The 18,500-nt window shown below is 69.6% G+C and carries 19 protein-coding genes; 15 read left to right on the top strand and 4 right to left on the bottom strand.

What is annotated here, in order from left to right; all coding sequences use genetic code 11:
* Positions 1–4: 4 nt before the first annotated feature.
* The 9 genes from KCH87_RS02370 (at position 5) to KCH87_RS02330 (ending at position 9,376) form a co-directional block, all read left to right on the top strand.
* Complete coding sequence (locus tag KCH87_RS02370; protein WP_210583633.1) at positions 5–784, top strand: arylamine N-acetyltransferase; 780 nt, start codon at positions 5–7, stop codon at positions 782–784.
* 62 nt (positions 785–846) lie between these two features.
* Positions 847–2,190 carry an NAD(P)/FAD-dependent oxidoreductase gene (locus KCH87_RS02365; RefSeq protein WP_210583632.1) on the top strand — a complete coding sequence of 448 codons (1,344 nt, stop codon included), beginning with the start codon at positions 847–849 and terminating at the stop codon, positions 2,188–2,190.
* A 7-nt stretch (positions 2,191–2,197) separates the two neighbouring features.
* Positions 2,198–3,259 (top strand): 3-dehydroquinate synthase, encoded by a 1,062-nt coding sequence (locus KCH87_RS02360; protein ID WP_210583631.1) that lies wholly within the window; start codon positions 2,198–2,200, stop codon positions 3,257–3,259.
* Positions 3,256–4,542, top strand: coding sequence for a 3-deoxy-7-phosphoheptulonate synthase (locus KCH87_RS02355; RefSeq protein ID WP_210583630.1), 1,287 nt, complete (start codon positions 3,256–3,258; stop codon positions 4,540–4,542). The genes KCH87_RS02360 and KCH87_RS02355 overlap by 4 nt, the downstream gene beginning before the upstream one ends.
* Positions 4,539–5,351 carry a shikimate dehydrogenase gene (locus KCH87_RS02350; protein ID WP_210583629.1) on the top strand — a complete coding sequence of 271 codons (813 nt, stop codon included), beginning with the start codon at positions 4,539–4,541 and terminating at the stop codon, positions 5,349–5,351. The genes KCH87_RS02355 and KCH87_RS02350 overlap by 4 nt, the downstream gene beginning before the upstream one ends.
* Positions 5,352–5,469: 118 nt before the next feature.
* Positions 5,470–6,630, top strand: coding sequence for a DegT/DnrJ/EryC1/StrS family aminotransferase (locus tag KCH87_RS02345; protein WP_210583628.1), 1,161 nt, complete (start codon positions 5,470–5,472; stop codon positions 6,628–6,630).
* Positions 6,627–7,700, top strand: coding sequence for a Gfo/Idh/MocA family protein (locus KCH87_RS02340; RefSeq protein WP_210583627.1), 1,074 nt, complete (start codon positions 6,627–6,629; stop codon positions 7,698–7,700). Before KCH87_RS02345 ends, KCH87_RS02340 begins: the two co-directional genes overlap by 4 nt.
* Positions 7,701–7,826: 126 nt before the next feature.
* On the top strand, positions 7,827–8,468 hold the full coding sequence (locus tag KCH87_RS02335) for an HAD-IA family hydrolase (protein WP_308298728.1): 642 nt from the start codon (positions 7,827–7,829) through the stop codon (positions 8,466–8,468).
* Positions 8,469–8,473: 5 nt separating this feature from the next.
* Positions 8,474–9,376 (top strand): ROK family protein, encoded by a 903-nt coding sequence (locus KCH87_RS02330; protein WP_210583626.1) that lies wholly within the window; start codon positions 8,474–8,476, stop codon positions 9,374–9,376.
* Between the two features lie 4 nt (positions 9,377–9,380).
* Here the strand turns inward: KCH87_RS02330 and KCH87_RS02325 are convergent, their stop codons facing one another.
* A complete protein-coding gene (locus KCH87_RS02325) occupies positions 9,381–11,006 on the bottom strand; it encodes a bifunctional 3-(3-hydroxy-phenyl)propionate/3-hydroxycinnamic acid hydroxylase (RefSeq protein ID WP_210583625.1) in 1,626 nt (541 codons plus the stop codon).
* Positions 11,007–11,225: 219 nt separating this feature from the next.
* Positions 11,226–11,420, bottom strand: coding sequence for a ferredoxin (locus KCH87_RS02320; RefSeq protein WP_210583624.1), 195 nt, complete (start codon positions 11,418–11,420; stop codon positions 11,226–11,228).
* A gap of 250 nt (positions 11,421–11,670) precedes the next feature.
* Here KCH87_RS02320 and KCH87_RS02315 point away from each other — a divergent pair, with 250 nt between their 5' ends.
* From KCH87_RS02315 to KCH87_RS02300, 4 genes are all read left to right on the top strand, one after another.
* The gene (locus KCH87_RS02315; RefSeq protein WP_210583623.1) at positions 11,671–12,456 is read left to right on the top strand and encodes a thioesterase II family protein; all 786 of its coding nucleotides are present in this window, start codon (positions 11,671–11,673) and stop codon (positions 12,454–12,456) included.
* A 10-nt stretch (positions 12,457–12,466) separates the two neighbouring features.
* Complete coding sequence (locus KCH87_RS02310) at positions 12,467–13,798, top strand: cation:proton antiporter (RefSeq protein WP_247195556.1); 1,332 nt, start codon at positions 12,467–12,469, stop codon at positions 13,796–13,798.
* Between the two features lie 61 nt (positions 13,799–13,859).
* A complete protein-coding gene (locus tag KCH87_RS02305; protein WP_210583621.1) occupies positions 13,860–14,699 on the top strand; it encodes a metallophosphoesterase in 840 nt (279 codons plus the stop codon).
* Complete coding sequence (locus KCH87_RS02300; RefSeq protein ID WP_210583620.1) at positions 14,696–15,370, top strand: 4'-phosphopantetheinyl transferase superfamily protein; 675 nt, start codon at positions 14,696–14,698, stop codon at positions 15,368–15,370. Before KCH87_RS02305 ends, KCH87_RS02300 begins: the two co-directional genes overlap by 4 nt.
* 45 nt (positions 15,371–15,415) lie before the next feature.
* Here KCH87_RS02300 and KCH87_RS02295 read toward each other — a convergent pair whose 3' ends face one another.
* Positions 15,416–16,735, bottom strand: coding sequence for a LuxR C-terminal-related transcriptional regulator (locus KCH87_RS02295; RefSeq protein ID WP_210583618.1), 1,320 nt, complete (start codon positions 16,733–16,735; stop codon positions 15,416–15,418).
* A gap of 264 nt (positions 16,736–16,999) precedes the next feature.
* Here KCH87_RS02295 and KCH87_RS02290 point away from each other — a divergent pair, with 264 nt between their 5' ends.
* On the top strand, positions 17,000–17,440 hold the full coding sequence (locus tag KCH87_RS02290; RefSeq protein ID WP_210583616.1) for a type II 3-dehydroquinate dehydratase: 441 nt from the start codon (positions 17,000–17,002) through the stop codon (positions 17,438–17,440).
* 132 nt (positions 17,441–17,572) lie between these two features.
* Positions 17,573–17,815, top strand: a complete 243-nt coding sequence (locus tag KCH87_RS02285; RefSeq protein ID WP_210583614.1) for a hypothetical protein — start codon at positions 17,573–17,575, stop codon at positions 17,813–17,815.
* 77 nt (positions 17,816–17,892) lie between these two features.
* Here KCH87_RS02285 and KCH87_RS02280 read toward each other — a convergent pair whose 3' ends face one another.
* The gene (locus tag KCH87_RS02280) at positions 17,893–18,429 is read right to left on the bottom strand and encodes a hypothetical protein (RefSeq protein WP_210583612.1); all 537 of its coding nucleotides are present in this window, start codon (positions 18,427–18,429) and stop codon (positions 17,893–17,895) included.
* Between the last annotated feature and the right edge of the window lie 71 nt (positions 18,430–18,500).

Below are 18,500 nucleotides of genomic sequence, written 5' to 3'. Positions count from 1 at the left end.
GAAAGTGTTCGACGCAGACAGGTATCTGGAACGGATCGGCTGTGCCGGGGAAACCGGTGTGGACATCGCGACGCTGCGGAAGCTGCACAAGCAGCACCTCATGACGATTCCGTACAACGGCGCCACCCAGGATTTCAGCGACGGGGTGCACCTCGTGGACCTCGACGAGGACGCCACGTTCGAGACGAGCATCGTCCAGGGGCGCGGCGGCACGTGCTTCCAGCTGAACCGGCTGTTCTCCCGGCTTCTGACGGAACTGGGCTACGACGTCACGCTGATGGCGGCCAGTACGGCCGAGGGCTGGGAGGCCTCCGGGCTCGACGTGGAGCACATGCTCAACCGCGTTGCCCTGGACGGCGACGAGTGGCTCGTGGACGTGGGCTACCCCGGCCCCTCCTACATCGAGCCACTGCTCGTCTCCGACACGGTGCAGAACCAGTACGGATGCCAGTACCGCCTGGTCGACCGCGGATCCAGGATCGCTCTACAGCGCCGCGGAAGGATCACGCGGTGGAGCGTCGTCTACACCTTCACGATGAAACGCCGGGAGTGGAGCGACTGGAAGGACCTGGAGAGCTTCCTCGTCCGGGAGATCGCAGCGGACACCGGACCGCAGGACGGCCAGAAGATCCTCTGCGGCCGCTCCTTCGACAACGGTCAGGTCGTCCTGAAAGGACGACGGCATCTGACGGTCCGTGACGGTCGCGAGGAGATACGCACCATCACGGACGACAGCGAGCACGAGCAGCTCGTCTCCCACATGCTCTCCGGCGCCTTCAGGTGACCCGTGCCCTGAACACCCCGAGCATCCCCACCCCCAACACCTGTCACCAGAAAGGGAAAACGATGGCGAAGGAAACAGCCGATGTGGTTGTGATCGGCGGAGGGCCGGCCGGCGCGGTCAGCGCCTACGTGCTCGCCAAGCAGGGGCATTCGGTGGTGCTCCTCGAAAAGGAGATGAGCCTCCGATTCCACATCGGCGAGTCCCTGCTGCCGTACATGATGGGCCTGTTCGAGCGGATCGGCCTGCGCGAGGCCGTGGAGGCCGAGGGCTATGTACGCAAGTTCGGCGGCGAGTTCATCGACCCGACCGAGAAGAAGTTCTTCGAGGGCGTCTTCCGCGCGGACTTCACCAAGCAGGGCGAGGGCCGGCACACCAACGCGTTCCAGGTCGAACGGGCCAGGTTCGACCGGATGCTCGCCGAGCAGGCCGAGGCCGCCGGGGCGGAGGTCGTCTTCGGCGCGGACGTGAACGAACTGCTCATGGACGGTGACCGGATGGTCGGCGTCCGCTACGAGCGCGACGGTGAGTCGCACGAGGTGCGGTCCACCTACGTGGTCGACGCCAGCGGCCGGACCGGGAAGATCGCCCACAAGTTCGGGCTGCGCAAGACCCTTGAGAAGCTCCGTATGGTCGGTGTCTTCCGGCACTACACCGGGCTCGACGAGCGCCACAACCTCGGGGTCGAGGGCGACATCCAGGTCGGCGCCCACGACGACGGCTGGGTCTGGGCGATCCCGCTGTCCAAGGACGCCATCAGCGTGGGCACGGTCATGCCGCGCGACGTGCTGCGCGCGTCGACACCGCAGAAGGTGTTCGAGGAGCACGTGGCGCGGATCCCGCGGATCACCGCGCGGCTGACCGGGACACAGCCCTCCATGGACCTCAGGATCGAGACCGACTACTGCTACCACGCGGACACGGTCACCGGGCCGGGCTGGCTCATGGTCGGGGACGCCGGCTGCTTCGGCGACCCCATGTTCTCCGGCGGGGTCCTGGTGGCGACGGCCACCGCCGTCCGCGCGGCCGAGACGCTCGGCGAAGCACTCGCCGACCCGTCGGCGGAGGAGCGCCTGATCCAGCGGTACGCCAACTACTTCAAGACCGGCTACGACACCTACATCCGGCTCATCCACGCCTACTACGACGGCGAACTGGTCGCCATGGCCGCCGACGCCGCCCGCTCCACCGACCGGGACACCCTGGAGAGGTACCTCATCCGGCTGATCGGGGGCGACTTCTGGAGCGAGCACAACTCGGTCGCCCAGGAGATGCGCCGGCGCAAGGAGTGGGACACGTTCGAGCCGTTCCAGCGGGTCTACGGCTGCCCGTCCTACCCCCACCTGGACGAGCTCGACCGCAAGGAGCGGTCCGAGTCACGTGTCCGCAAGGTGACGGCGGGCCGGTAGAGACGTCATGGCATCCATTCCGCTGCGCATCGGAGATCATTCGTACGACGTCCTCATCGGCCCCGGGGTGCGTACGTCGCTCGCCGAGGTCGTCCGACGGCTGGGCGCCAAGCGGGCCGTCGTCGTGTCGGCCCGCCCGGAGGAATGGGTGCCCGACACCGGTGTGGAGACCCTGCTGCTGCCGGCCCGGGACGGTGAACAGGACAAGACCCTCACCACGGTGGAGAAGCTGTGCGGCGAGTTCGTACGCTTCGGGCTCACCAGGTCCGATGTCGTCGTCTCCTGCGGCGGCGGGACGACCACCGACGTGGTCGGTCTCGCGGCCGCCCTCTACCACCGGGGCGTGGCCGTGGTGCATCTGCCCACCTCACTGCTGGCCCAGGTGGACGCCGGCGTCGGCGGGAAGACAGCGGTGAACCTGCCGGCCGGCAAGAACCTGGTCGGCGCGTACTGGCAGCCGAGCGCGGTCCTGTGCGACACCGACTATCTGTCCACCCTGCCACGGCGGGAGCTGCTCAACGGCTACGGCGAGATCGCCCGCTGCCACTTCATCGGCGCGGCCGACCTGCGCGGACTCCCGCTGCCCGACCAGATCGCAGCGAGCGTGAGCCTCAAGGCCCGCATCGTGGAAGCCGACGAACGGGACACCGGCATCCGGCACATCCTCAACTACGGCCACACACTGGGCCATGCGCTCGAGAAGGCGAGCGATTTCGCCCTGCGCCACGGTGAGGCGGTGGCCATCGGCACGGTCTACGCGGGCCGGCTCGCCGGAGCCCTCGGCCGTATCGACGAAGCGCGGGTGGCGGAGCACCAGGACATCGTCGAGTACTACGGACTGCCCGCCGCCCTGCCCGAAGAGACGGCACCCGCGGCCCTGATGCGGCTGATGCGGCACGACAAGAAGGCGATCAGCGGACTCGCGTTCGTCCTCGACGGGCCGACGGGCGCGGAACTGGTGGACGACGTGCCGCACGAGGTGGTCGCGCGCGTCCTCGACCGGATGCCCCGAGCGCCCCTGGCCGACCTTGTCGACCTTGTCGACACGACCGACATGGCGCGGTCATGAGGGAGCTACTCCAGTGGCCGGCCGACTCCGGCGGACCCGCCGACACCGCTCGACCGGTCGGCCGCCTTCTCGCGGGCAGGCTGGCGGACGCTCTGGCCCGGCCGGCCGCGCAGCAGCCGGACTGGCCGGACCCGGATCGGGCCAAGGACGTGGTGGCACTGCTGCGCTGCGCCGAGCCGATCGTCCGACCCGCCGAGACGGCACGACTGAGCGAGGAACTCGCCGCGGTCGCCCGCGGCGAGGCCTTCCTCCTCCAGGGCGGCGACTGCGCCGAGTCCTTCGCCGAGAACACCGAGGCCCACCGGCTCGCCAATCTGCGCACGCTGGCGCGGATGGCCGACGTCCTCACTGACCGCACCCGCCTGCCCGTCGTCACGGTCGCCCGGATGGCAGGGCAGTACGCCAAACCCCGCTCCCGGGCCGTCGACGCATCGGGGCTGCCCGCCTACCGCGGCGACATGGTCAACTCCGCCGAACCCACGCGGGCGGCCCGCACCCCCGACCCCGGCCGGATGCTGCGCGCCCACGCCGGTGCCGTGGACGCGATGGCTCTGATCCGCCGGCTCGGCCGTGACGGCCTGTCCACCGGCGATGCCCACGTCAGCCATGAGGCGCTGCTGCTCGACTACGAGCAGTCCTCACTGTGGGTGGACGACAGCGGCCCCGAGCCCCGACTGTCCAGCGGGCTCGGGCACTTCCTGTGGATCGGCGAGCGCACCCGCCAACTCGACGGCGCGCATATCGCGTTCGCCGAGCTGCTGGCCAATCCCATCGGCCTCAAAATAGGCCCGGGTACGACCCCGGAACAGGCCGTCGAGTATGTGCGCCGGCTCGACCCGCACACCGAACCCGGGCGGCTCACGCTGATCAGCCGCATGGGGCACACCCGCGTCCGGGACGTGCTGCCGCCGATCGTGGAGAAGGTCTCCGCCTCCGGCCACCAGGTGATCTGGCAGTGCGATCCGATGCACGGCAACACCTACACGTCGGCGAACGGATACAAGACCCGGCAACTGTCCGTGATAGCCGACGAGATCGCCGGCTTCTTCGAAGTGCACCGGCGGCTCGGCACCCACCCCGGCGGCATCCACGTCGAGGTGACGGGCGACCCCGTCACGGAATGCGTCGGGGGCACCGCAGGAGTCACGGAAACCGACCTGCCCGCCCGCTACCGCACGGCCTGCGACCCCCGCCTCAACGCGGACCAGGCGCAGGAACTCGCCTACGCCGTCGCAGAGTTGGCGGCGGACGGCGTCACGGACCTGAAGGCGGGGCTGCGATGACCGTACAACCTCCCGTCAGGTCCATCCAGGGCACCACCCGGCTGTACGCCGTCCTGGGGGACCCCGTCGCCCAGGTCCAGGCACCCGCGCTGATGAACCCGGTCCTCGCCGGGCTGGGCGTTGACGCGGTGGTCGTACCGGTGCACGCCCCGCCGCAGCACCTGGAGCAGATCGTGCGCGGCCTGAAGCGCGTGGCCAACCTCGACGGCATGTTCGTCACCGTGCCGCACAAGGCGGCCGTCCGCCGCCTCGCCGACCGGTGCGCCACGACCGTGGACATCGTCGGCAGCGCGAACGTACTGCGCCGCGAGGCCGACGGCAGCTGGCTCGCGGAGAACTTCGACGGCTTCGGCTTCGTGGCCGGTCTCGTCGGGGCCGGGCACGAGCCTGGCGGCAGCCGGGCGGCGCTCGTCGGAGTGGGCGGTGCGGGCAGCGCCATCGCCGCCGCGCTCCTTGCGGCCGGAGTCGACCGGCTCTTCGTGTACGACACGGACACCGTGAAGCTCACCGCGCTGGCCGCCCGGCTCGACGCGCAGTGGCCGGGCCGGGTGCACACCCTGAGCGGACCACACCTGCAAGGGGTCGACCTCGCGGTCAACGCCACACCGCTCGGGCTGCGCCCGGACGACGCACTGCCGTTCCCGCTGGACTCTCTGCCGTCGGGCGCCCTCGTGGCCGACATCATCATGAAACCCCGCGAGACCCGGCTCCTGCGGGAGGCCGCCGCACGGGGGCTCCGGATCCATCACGGCATTCACATGCTCGAGGGACAACTGAATTCCTATAGAGCCTTCTTCGACCTGCGGTAAACAACGCTGCTCACTACCGGATCAAGGGATGCGACAGCATTGACAGGGACTTAGTTTGGACCTGTTGTTGAGCTGTTCTGTGCCTTGCATCGAGTCACTTCCCATTTCTTGGAGAATCATGAACGTGCGACAGGCGCCGGAATTCCCCCAGTGGCCGCAGTACGACGCAAACGAGCGGGAAGGTCTCATCCGCGCACTTGAGCAGGGCCAGTGGTGGCGAATGGGCGGAAACGAAGTCGACACCTTCGAGCGGGAGTTCGCCGAATTCCATGGTGCTCCCCACGCTCTCGCCGTCACCAACGGCACCCACGCGCTGGAACTCGCCCTACAGTGCATGGGAGTCGGCCCGGGCTCCGAAGTCATCGTCCCGGCCTTCACCTTCATCTCCTCGTCGCAGGCGGCGCAGCGGCTCGGCGCGGTCGCGGTCCCGGTGGACGTCGACCCGCACACGTACAGCATCGACGTGGCGGCGGCCGCGGCCGCCGTGACGCCGCGCACCCGGGTCATCATGCCCGTGCACATGGCGGGCTTCCTGGCCGACATGGACGCACTGGGCAAGCTCTCCGCCGACACGGGCGTCCCCCTGCTCCAGGACGCCGCGCACGCGCACGCCGCCCGCTGGCAGGGAAAGCGCGTCGGCGAGCTCGGCTCGGTCGCCGCGTTCAGCTTCCAGAACGGCAAGCTGATGACCGCGGGCGAGGGCGGTGCCGTCCTGTTCCCGGACACGGAGATCTACGAGACGGCGTTTCTGCGGCACAGCTGCGGTCGACCCCGCACGGACCGCCGCTACATGCACCAGATCGCCGGCTCCAACCTGCGGCTCAACGAGTTCTCGGCGGCGGTCCTGCGGGCCCAACTCGGCCGTCTGGAACAGCAGATAACGACCCGTCAGCAGTGCTGGGCCGTGCTGTCCCCACTGCTCGACGCGATCGACGGCATCGTCCCGCAGCGCGGTGACGAGCGCACCGACTTCCCCTCGCACTACATGGCGATGTTCCGCGTGCCCGGCATCGGGGAGGCGGGCCGCAACGCCCTGGTCGACAGGCTCGTGGCGGCCGGCATACCGGCGTTCGCGGGCTTCCGCGCGATCTACCGCACCGACGCCTTCTGGGAGATGGGCGCCCCCGACGAGACCCCGGACCAGATCGCCGAGCGCTGCCCCCACACGGAGGCCATCAGCGAGGACTGCGTCTGGCTGCACCACCGCGTGCTGCTCGCCACCGAGCAGGACATGCACCGGACGGCCGAGATCATCGCGGACGCTGTGGCCGCCGTATGAGCGTCAGGACAGCTGTCGTCGGGCTCGGCTGGGCGGGGCGGGAGCTCTGGCTCCCCCTGCTGACCGAGCACGCCGACTTCGACTTGGTGGCCGTGGTCGACCCCGCGCCGGCCGCACTCGACGCGGCACCGGGCATACCCGTACACCCGACGGTGGACGCGCTGAACGCCCGCGCGGTCGACCTCGCCGTCGTCGCCGTACCCAACCACCTGCACGCCGAGGTCGCCGCAGGACTGCTCCGCAAAGGCATCTCCGTCTTCCTGGAGAAGCCGGTGTGCCTGACCTCCGACGAGGCCGACACGCTGGCCGCCGCCGAACGCGGCGGCGGCGCCATGCTCCTCGCCGGCAGCGCCGCCCCGCACCGCGGCGACGTGGGCGCCCTGGCGCGCCTGGTGCCGGAGTTGGGCCGTATCCGCCATGTCGACCTCGCCTGGGTGCGGGCGCGCGGCATACCGCGGGCCGGCGGCTGGTTCACGCAGCGCAGCAAGGCCGGCGGCGGTGTCCTCTTCGACCTCGGCTGGCATCTGCTCGACACGCTCGGGTCCTTGCTCGGCCCGGCGCGCTTCACCGAGGTCGTCGGCGTGACCTCGAACGACTTCGTCGGCACCGGCGACTGGAGCGCGGCCTGGCGGCAGGACGAACCCGTTGCCACAGCCGCCGGTGACGTCGAGGACTGCGCCCGCGGTTTCTTCGTACGCGACGACGGCGTCTCGGTCTCCCTGCGCGCCAGCTGGGCGTCGCACGAGGCGCGGGACGTGACCAGCATCCAGGTGGTGGGCAGTGCCGGAACCGCCGAGCTGAGATGCACCTTCGGTTTCAGCCCCAACCGCCACCCCCACGCCGAGCTGACGCTGACCCGCGAGGGCACCACCACCTCCCTGCCGGTGCCGGACGAACCCATCGGCCACGAGTACCGACGGCAGCTGGACGGCCTGGCCGGAATCCTGGCCGACCCGGGCCATCGCGGCAGAGCCATCAGCGAGGCCCGTACGACGGTCGGCGTCATCGAGGACTTCTACGCCTCGGCCCGTTCCACGCACGAGCAAACCGCCGTGCCCGCCCATCAGTAGGAGGTGAAGAAGCCGGTGACATCATCAGTTTCGACAGAGCGAGCCGACGTCCGGGAACGGGCCACAGCCCCGGGGACAGGCCGGCCGTTGACGGCAACGGAGCCGCCGCGGCCGGTCAGACGCGCCGTGATCTTCGATATGGACGGGGTCCTCGTCGACAGCTTCACGGTGATGTACGAGGCGTTCGCCATCGCGTACAAGGAGGTCGTCGGCGACGGCCCGGCACCGTTCGACGAGTATCGGCTCCACCTGGGGCGCTACTTCCCGGACATCATGCGCATCATGGGCCTGCCCCTGGAGATGGAGGAGCCCTTCGTCCGCGAAAGCTACCGGCTCGCGCCCCAGGTGCCCGTCTTCGACGGCATCGTGGAACTGCTCGTCACCTTGCGGGTGCGGCGACTCAAGCTCGCCGTGGCCACCGGGAAGAGCGGACCACGGGCGCGCTCCCTGCTCGACCAGCTGGGGCTGCTGCCCTTCTTCGACCATGTGATCGGCTCCGACGAGATCGCCCACCCGAAACCGGCCCCGGACATCGTGGAGCACGCCCTCGACCTGATGGGCATTCCGCCCGAGCAGGCCATCATGGTCGGCGACGCACCGACCGACATCGCCAGTGCCCACGGTGCCGGCGTGACCTCGGCCGGAGCACTGTGGGCGCTGTCCGACACCAGCGGACTGCTCGCCGCCGAGCCGGCTGTCGTGCTGCGTCGCCCCGGTGACCTCCTGTCCCTGTGCCCGTCCGTGCCCCGGCGACTGACGATCGACTGATCGGAATGGAGACGGCACTTCATCTCGGTGTCGACATCGGGGGCACCAAGGTCGCCTTGCGGGTGGAGGCGCCCGACGCCCGGTGCGTGCACGAGACCGCCTTCACCTGGCAGCCACGGCACAGCGCCGACCGTGACATCACCCAACTGGCCTACAGCATCCGCGAGTTGCGAGAGCGACTGGGTACGTCCTTCAGCGCGGTGGGCGTCGCGATGCCGGCGACCGTCGGACCGGACGGGCGGATCACCGCCTGGCCGAGCCGGCCCGAGTGGACCGACATGGACCTGGGCGCCGAACTGCGCACGCTGTTCCCCGATGCCGCCGTCGCCTGGGCGGACGACGGCGACCTCGGCGCCCTCGCCGAGGCTCGGCTCGCCGGCTGCGACGACCTCCTCTATCTGGGGGTCGGCACGGGCATCGGCGGTGGCCTCGTCATGGGGGGCGAACTGTGTCCGGGCCTCGGCCGTGGCTCGTTCGAGATCGGGCACACGGTCGTCGAGCTGGACGGCCCGGAGTGCGTCTGCGGCCGACGGGGATGCCTCCAGGCGATCGCCTCCGGCCCGGCGACGCTGCGTCACGCGGCCCGGCTGCGGGGGAGTGACGTCGCCTTCGACGCACTGCGGCAGGCCTGGTACGACGGACAGCCCTGGGCGGTCACCGCGCTGCGGCGCACCTGCCGCGCCCTGGCCGCCGCCGCGGTGAGCGTCCAGGAACTCGTCCATCCGCAACTCCTGCTGATCGGCGGCGGCTTCGCGAGCGGCATCCCGGGCCTGGACACCCTCGTGTCCGCGCAGCTCGCCGAGCTGGCCCGCCCCGGACAGCCACAACTCCAGGTCGGGCCCGCTTCGTTGGGGGCGCTCTCCTCGCTGCGGGGCGCGGTCGCGCTCGCCCGTCTGATCGGGCCCTGACCGGTCAGGCCGCCCGGTTCACCGCACCGGCCGGCGCGGACGCGCCCAGCCGGCCGCGCAGGTCGTCGATCAGCGCGGCGGTGTCCTCAGGGCCGTTCGCCGCACCGAAGACGTGGTAATCCGGCCGGATGAGCACGGCGGTCGCGTGGTGCTCGTCCAGGTACGCGCGGTAGAAGCCGTCCACGTCGATCGCGTCGGTCAGGTCCTGCCCGGTGCCCGCGGCCGCCCCGGGCGGCAACAGGCGCACCACATGGGTCCCGAGAGCGCCGAGGAAGGACCACCTGTCCTCACCGAGCGCGGGGCGAAGGTCGTCCGCGGTGAGCAGTACGAAGCCCCAGCCCACGATCTCGTCGAACAGGCCCGTGTCGCCCTGTACGCTCACCCGCCCCTGCGGCACCACCGCACCGGCCGGCGGCTCGGCGGGGTCCGCGGAGGGCCGGCGCAGCAGCCCGGCCGACAGCGGCTTCGCCGGCTCCGGTTGCTCCGGCCCGGTGCGGCCGCGTCGGCCCGCGAGGACCGTGGCATCCCGGTCCGCGGCGGCCTCCGGGTCCGTCACGCAGATCACCCTGCCCAGCTGGACCGACGAGAGGATCGACTCCTTCACGTGCTGTCTGCGTTCCTGGCCATAGGTGTCGAGCACGGAGGCGTCGGCCAGGCCGCGCAGCGTCAGATCCAGCTTCCACGCCAGATTGGTCGCGTCCCGGATACCGGAACACATGCCCTGCCCGGCGAAGGGCGGCATCAGATGCGCCGCGTCACCGGCGAGCAGCACACGGCCCGTCCGCCACTCGTCGGCCCAAGTGGCCCGGAATATATAGGTGGTGCTGCGCAGCAGAGTGGCGGTGTCCGGGGTGACGCCGAAGGGCTTGAGGAGGCGCCAGGCCGTCTCTTCCTTGTTCAGCTCGGCGCTGCTCTCGCCCGGCAGCCGCATGAACTCCCAGCGGCGGTGCCCCGGACCGCTGCCCACCAGGGTCGTGGGCCTCGCCGGGTCGCAGATCTGGACGTTGGTGGGGGTGAACTCGCGCGGCTCGTGCAGCTCCACGTCGCACAGCAGCCACTCGTAGGAGAATCCGAGATCGGTCACGGGAACACCGAGGTGCTCGCGGACAAAGCTGTTGGCGCCGTCGCAGCCCACGACCCACCGGGCGCGGACGGTGCGGGGCGTCTCTCCATCGCCCTCGACGGTCAGCGTCACCCGCTCCTCGTGTTCGCTGATGTCCACGACGCGGTGCCCGCGCAGCACCGTGATGCCGGGCAGCGACGCCGCCCTGGCCGCGAGGAGCTCCTCAAGGGCGGGCTGGTGCATGGTGTTGGCGTCCGGCCAGCCGTAACGCCCCTGCGGGGAGAAGGAGATGTCCAGCAGCGTCCGTCCCGCCGCGGTACGCCACTGATAGCCGGTGGCCGGCTCCGTGATCCGGCCGAAGTCGGCCCCGATGCCGGTGGCCGCGAGAAGCCGGGCCGTCTCCCCGTCGAAGCTCGTCGCCCGCGGCAGCAGATACGGCCGGGGGCGGCGTTCTAGGACGGTCACGCGCCAGCCGCGCTGAGCGAGCAGCACCGACAGGGCAGCGCCGATCGGCCCGTTGCCGACGATGGCCACGTCCGTGTCCATGGTGGACATCGTGATCCCCATTCGCAAAGGGTCGGAAAAATCGCGAGCGTTGGAAATGGCGCGTAAAGAAAGGCGAAACGAAACCAGCACTTCGCCGTTCTCGATGGCCCCTGATGCGGTGCCACCGGCAATGCGTGACTATCCGACCCCCGAGGAACTGGCCGAAATGCGCAGGCGGTTCAAGCGGACCTGGTTCGCCTCCCAGGCCGCCAGGATCGTCGCCCGGCGGCCCGAACCCGGTCAGCCGGCGAGGGAGAGCGCTCGGGCCGGGCACAGGTCGACGGCCTCGGTGACCGTCGGCAGGAGTGCGCTCCCGGGTTCGGTGTTCAGCACCACGACGATGCCGTCGTCCTCGCCCTGGTCGAACACCTCGGGCGCGATGAGCGCGCACTGACCCGCGCCGACGCATTTGTCGGTCTCCGCGACTATCTTCACGGTGATTGCCTCCTACGGGGTGAACGGCAGGCCTTTGGCCATGATGCCCGAGGATGCGAAAACGACGTCACCCCGCCGGTGAAACTGATGCCGCTCCTCCAGAGAAACTCAAGTTCGCTTCAATTCCAGGCAGGTTCAGTATGCGAAGCGCACTGCGGCAGGATCACAGCGGGACTATCAGATCGAGGGATACCGGGCCCGCCGTGCCGCTCCTAGTTTGAGTGATGAATCCTGGAAGGAATTTCTGGCCGTGCCTCAACCACCGGAACAGTTCGGAAAATGGCTCCGCCAGTTCCACCCGGCGCCGGACAGCAGTGTCCGCCTCGTATGCCTCCCGCACGCCGGCGGGGCCGCGAGCTTCTACTTTCCGCTGTCCAAGGCGCTCGCGCCCACCGTGGACGTGCTGGCGGTGCAGTACCCAGGACGCCAGGACCGGCGCCACGAACCGCACATCACCGTGCTGTCCGACATGGCAGACGAGATATTCGCCGCGGTACGCCACCTCGACGACCGCCCCCTGGCGCTGTTCGGACACAGCATGGGCGCCGTCCTCGCCTACGAGATCGCGCTGCGCATGCAGGACGCCGGCCTCCCCGCGCCCCTGCGTCTGTTCGCCTCCGGCCGGCGGTCCCCGTCCAGCACGCGCGGCGAGAAGGTCGATCCGCGGTCGGACGAGCAGATCGTGGCCGAGCTGCTCCGCCTGAGCGGTACCCCCGCGGCCCTGATCGCCGACCCGGAGATACGAGAAATGATCATGCCCGCGATCCGCAGCGACTACCAGGCCGTCATGGCCCACCGCTGCGAACCCGGACGAAAGCTGGAGTGCCCCCTGACGGTGCTCACCGGAGACAGCGACCCCCGCGTCTCGATCGCCGAGGCGGTGGCCTGGGAAGAGCACACCACCGGCCCGACAGAGCTCCAGGTGTTCCCGGGCGGCCACTTCTACCTCGTCGACCAGAGCGCTCCCGTGACGGCACTCCTTGCAGACCGACTGGCCCGCCAGGACGCCGCTACGCGTCGCGAAGCCAGGATCTGAGATGGTCGGGATGAGCTCCGCGCCCGTACCCACCATTCCCCACCACTCGCTGCTGGTGTTCCTGCTCCAAGTGGCGGTTCTGCTTCTTCTGGCCACGGCCCTGGGGCAGTTGGCCGCACGGTTCCACCTGCCCGCGATCGTCGGCGAGCTGCTCGCCGGCGTGATCGTCGGCCCCTCACTCCTGAGCCACGTATGGCCCGCTCTCGCCGACTGGCTGCTGCCCAAGGAACCCGGCCAGCTCCATCTGCTCGACGCAGTAGGGCAGTTGGGGGTCGTGCTGCTCGTCGGCATCACCGGCATGGAGCTGAAGTTCGACCTCGTCAGACGGCGCGGCGCCACCGCGGTCCGAGTGAGCCTCGCCGGTCTGCTTCTGCCCCTCGGGCTCGGCGTCGGCATGGGCTACCTGCTGCCCGCCTCGCTCATCCCCGGCGGCACGAGTCCGACGGTCTTCTCGCTGTTCCTCGGTGTCGCCATGTGCGTCACCGCGATCCCGGTGATCGCCAAGACCCTCATCGACATGAACCTCCTGCACCGCGACATCGGCCAACTGACCCTGGCCGCCGGTGTGTTCGACGACGTCGTCGGCTGGTTCCTGCTGTCCATCGTGTCGGCGATGGCGACGGCCGGGCTGACCACCGGAACGATCGCCACCGCCCTGCTGTACCCCGTGGGCGTCGTGGTGACCGCCTGGCTGGTGGGCCGCCCCCTGGTGAAGTGGGCGCTGCGTGCGGCGGGCCGCTCCGCGTCGCCTGCGCCTACCATCGCGGTGGTGACGCTGATCGTCCTGTTGGGCGCGGCGGCGACCCAGGCGCTGCGACTGGAGGCGGTCTTCGGCGCCTTCGTGTGCGGCGTACTGATCGGCACGAGCGGCGAACTGGACGGCAAGAAGCTGGCCCCGCTGCGGACCACGGTGCTCGCCTTCCTCGCCCCGGTCTTCTTCGCCACGGCCGGTATCCGGATGGACCTGTCCGCGCTGGCCAGGCCCACCGTCCTGGCCACGGCGTGCGCGGTGCTCGCCGTGGCGATCCTCGGCAAGTTCGTGGGTGCCTACGTCGGCGCGAAGATGAGCGGACTGGGCCGCTGGGAGGCCCTCGCGCTCGGCGCCGGCATGAACTGCCGCGGGGTGATCGAGATCGTCGTGGCCATGGTGGGCCTGCAACTCGGGGTACTCGGCGCCGAGACGTACACCATCATCATCCTCGTCGCGATCGTGACCTCGCTGATGGCGCCGCCCATTCTCCGCTTCGCCACGGCCCGGATCGATGAGAACGCCGAGGCGGAAATGGCCAGGGCCGACACGATGACCCGCGATCTGGCGTCCCAGCCGCCCGCCTCGGTGTGACGGACCGGGCAGCGGGGCGCACCGTGGCGCCGACCGACGTGAGCGCCGAAAGGGGCGAGGTGTGACGAGGACGGCCGACGGCCGCGGACAACTGCTGGCCATCAGCGATCTTCACGTCAGTTACGCCGACAACCGCGCCCTCGTCGACAAGATGCACCCCGAGACGGACGACGACTGGCTCCTGGTGGCCGGAGACGTGGCGGAGACCGTCGCCGACATCCACTGGTGCCTGAAGACCCTCGCCGGCCGCTTCCGCAAGGTGGTCTGGGCCCCCGGCAACCACGAGCTGTGGACCCATCCGAAGGACCCCGTCACCCTGCGCGGTGTCGCCCGCTACGAGCACCTGGTCGAACTGTGCCGGGAACTCGGCGTGCTCACGCCCGAGGACCCCTATCCCGTCTGGGACAGCCCCGGCGGCCGCGTGGCCGTGGCACCGCTGTTCCTGCTCTACGACTACTCCTTCCTCCCCGCCGACTGTGCCGACAAGGACGAGGGGCTGGCGTACGCGCACGGCACCGGCGTCCTCTGCAACGACGAGAACCTGCTGCATCCCGACCCCTACCCGAGCCGCGAGGCCTGGTGCCGGGCCCGGGTCGAGGCGACCGAACGCCGGCTCGCCGAACTCCCCGACGACCTGCCGACGGTGCTGGTCAACCACTACCCGCTGGACCGGCATCCGACGGAGGTGTTGTGGTACCCCGAGTTCGCCATGTGGTGCGGCACCCGGCTGACCGCCGACTGGCACCGCCGATTCCGCGTGGCAGCCATGGTGTACGGCCATCTCCACATCCCTCGGACCACGTACCACGAGGGCGTCCGCTTCGAAGAGGTGTCCGTGGGCTACCCCCGCGAGTGGCACAAGCGCCAGGGCCCGCCGGGAAGACTGCGCCGGATCCTGTGATCGCAGAACTGCTCCCCGGATCCGTGGCCGTCGCGGAGACGTACGGCGACGATGAGGCCGCGCCCCTCTACCCCGAGGAGCGGGCACTCATGGCCGACGCGGTCGAGAGGCGCCGCCGTGAGTTCGCCACCGTGCGGGCCTGCGCCCGCCGCGCCATGGCGGAGCTCGGCAGGGCGCCGCGGCCCATTCCCAGCTGTCCCCGTGGCGCCCCGTGCTGGCCGCCGGGCCTGGTCGGCAGCATGACCCACTGTGACGGCTACCGCGCCGCCGCCGTGGCCCACGCCACCGACCTGGCCTCAGTCGGCATCGACGCCGAACCCCACGCCCCGCTCCCCAAGGACGTCCTGGACGCTGTCCGTCTGCCCTCCGAACAGTGGCGTCTGCGGTATCTGTCCGTACGGCATCCCGCCGTGCACTGGGACCAACTGCTGTTCAGCGCCAAGGAGTCCGTCTACAAAGCGTGGTTCCCGCTGACCGGGGACCACCTCGACTTCGCGGACGCGGACATCGAGTTCGAGGCCGCCCCGGGGTCGCCGCCGCGGGGTGGATTCCGGGCCGCACTGCTGGTCCCGGGGCCGCTTGTGGGCGGCCGGCGGCTCACGCACTTCGAGGGACGGTGGGTGGTACGCAAGGGCTTGGCGGCCACCGCCGTGACGGTCCCGCACACCTGACGGGCCGAGCCCGACCTCAACCCCTGGATTCGGAACCGGTGGCTCTCACCGGGCGTTTGCGCTCCCGGGGGCCGTGCCCGAAATCTGGCTCCACGCTCTCGTCAATTCCACACGCGAGGCCACATTCATCTTCCGGAAGATCTTCTTCAGATGGAAGGCAACGGTGTGACCGGAGATGAACAGACGATCTCCGACTTGGGAGTTGGTGAACCCCTGGCTCACCAACTCGGCCACGGCGGCCTCGGTATTGGTGAGCGAGCTCGTGTTCACGCTGCCCTGACCGGCGTACTGCGGATAGCGGCCCCGCCGCACTCCGAGTGAGCGAAGGCGGCTCACCACCCTGCGGGCGTCTCGCGGAGCCGCGGAATTCGAGTAGCCGTCCACCGCCGATTCGAGGGCCGCGACCGCCCGTGCACGCTCCGCAGGCCGTGCGGCGAAAAGCTTTCCGGCGTCTTCACCGGCGGACGCACGGGCCCACGGGTCCAGATGCGAGGCGGCCGCGGCAATGACCCTCTCCGGATTCCTTTCCAGGAGTCCGGCGGCGTGCTTCGCCGCCGCCGACACGGAACGGAGCCCGGGGTTGCGCGCCGCGAGCTCGGCGGCCACCGAGACCACACGCCGGGCGAGCGCTTCGTCGCCCAGCTTCCGCGTGGCCCGAACGAGCCAGGCGGCAGCGGCGGGCTGTGACGCCAACAGCTCCAGGAGCAGCCGGTCGTCCATGATGATGCCCACGATGAGCTGGGCAGCGCTCGTCGCGCCACCCTGCACCTCAAGGAGCTGGGCGGCAGCCCAGGCACACTGACTCGGCCTGTGGGCCGTCTGGCCGAGGAGAGCGCAGTCCCGCAGTTGATTCGCGAACTCCATGCTCACGCTCATGTTGCCCTGCCGCAGGGCGCTCAGCGCCATCACGGTGTGCGCATCGGGCAGAAAGTGGTGGGGGCCGGTTCGCTGCGCCTGGTCAACGCCCTTGCGTGCGAGATCGACAGCGGTGTCGACATCCCCCTTGGCGAACGCGAGATCCGCCGCGCAGAGCATCGATGCCGTCGCCAGGCTGCCGCCCACCTCGGGCCGTGCCGCGTGGAGTTCGTCCGCGTCTGCAAGTGCCCGCGCTCCGGACGGAAGATCGCGGATGCTGACCAGCAATGCGGCGTACCAGATCTTTGCCAAACCCTTGCAATTTCCGGTGCATTCAGGTTCTGTTTGACCGGCGGAGTTCGCCAAGCGAATGCCTTCTGCGAGATCACCGCGCGACCAGGCGGAAAAAGAGGACTCGGACAGGTGGGCGGTTTCGCATGGGCTGCTCTGACAGACGCGCATGACGGAGAAGGCGGGTGGTAACCGCAAGCGAAACGGAGAATTGAGCATCACATCTCCTGCCATGGGATCCGTGTTGTCCGAGTAAGAGTAGGGCGGGGAGTGCGGCAGCGGCGATGCCGAACGACGCAGAGTATGGGGGGAGTCGACCAGATTGCGAGCGACCTTTGAGTGGCATGGCAAGGAGCGCGGCCCGGCGTGGGCTCAAAAGCGACTTGAACTATCAGCACTGATGGTGGCGCGACGCGTTGGGCGGCGACAGCATGGAGGCCGTCCTGTAGTTCGCGGGTGAATGTGAATACCGAGGTGGCCACCTTGAGCGTCGTGCTTCTCTTGAACGGTCCCAATCTGGGCATCCTGGGCCGACGCGAGCCGGAGATATACGGCACCGACACACTTGCCGACATCGAAGCGGCGGTCGCCGAGGAGGTAGGCGTCCGAGGATGGGAAGTGACCTCCGTACAGCACGATTCGGAAGGGCAGCTCGTCGGCGCCATTCACCAGCACAGCGAGACCACTGTCGGTGCCATCGTCAATCCCGGTGCCCTGATGATCGCCGGCTGGAGTCTGCGCGACGCGCTCGCCAGCTACGCCCCGCCGTGGATCGAGGTGCACCTCAGCAACGTATGGGCCCGCGAACAGTTCCGGCACGAATCGGTGATCGCCCCGCTGGCCAACGGCGTCGTGGTCGGCCTGGGAGCCTTCGGCTATCGCCTCGCAGCCCAGGCGCTCATGCACCTGCGTTCGGCGCCTTGAGTCCTGTCCTTGTCCGCTCGTGCGTCGCCGGCCCGGCCCGCGGCCGCCCTCTGGGACAGGCTCGCCGCCGCGACGCTCCGCCAAGAGGGGTGAATGGAGCATCCTGAGGTCAGTCTCATCGTTGCGCCGGGCATGAAGATCATCGCTGCGACCGCGCTCGCCGGTGCGGTCCTCCTTACGGCTGCCATCCCCGCCTCGGCGGACGACGGGCCCATCGACTTCGGCATCTTTCAGGGCGTCAACGACACCAAGGGCTCAGATTCCGCGGACTCGAACCCGACCTGGAGGCGGGCGGACAGTGGGACAGGCGAGACCGTCCCGAGGTCGGCCTTGGCAATGCTGGTCGACGACCTGACGTGGTCCGGCAGGCAGTGACCAGAAGCTGGAGCCGATGAGCAAGGGGACTGCCCGCCCTCGCCGAGCCAGTCCTGTCACCTGGCGGTTGCCATTCGTCAGCCTTGGTCAACGCCGGCCAGAGCATCGGCGATCAAGCGCGTGGCGAAGTCGTCGGTGCCGGTAATCCGGTTGATCTGCTCCGCGAGCAGGACGGCCGTGGCTTCCAGCGGATTCATCTCGGCGTCGGTCCATTGTCCGTACTGTGCGCGCCACAAATTGGGGCTCAGACCGGTGCCTGCGGCGACGAGCAGGCCGGCCATGGTGGGGATGACCTCGGGACGAAAGGTCTTGGGCATCATGCGCATCGTGGCCACGAGGGTGGGCACCACGTACTCGATGACGTCCTTGTCGTGGTCCTCGCAGGCCGCCCGCAGCCACTTCATGAACATGTAGATGAGCGTGCACGCTCCGTCCAGCAGCGCATCGGCTCCCGCAGGACCCAGGGACGCGGCGAAGTGGTCGACCAGCTGCTGCTGTTCGGCGTCGGTCTCGGTCTTACTGTCGTAGATCGCTTTGAGCCGAGAGTCGACCATCATGAGCGCTGCGCCCACATCGCCGACGGGAGCGTACTCGGGGTCACAAGGCGATGACACAGATACTCCTCCTCACATGACCGCAGCGCACAGCGCGGCACGTCCGTACCGTAGACCGCGGATCGGACGGG

Origin of the sequence: Streptomyces sp. GESEQ-35, assembly GCF_017948485.1 — a bacterium.
GTDB lineage: Bacteria > Actinomycetota > Actinomycetes > Streptomycetales > Streptomycetaceae > Streptomyces.
This window is presented reverse-complemented; position numbering and strand designations above follow the sequence as displayed.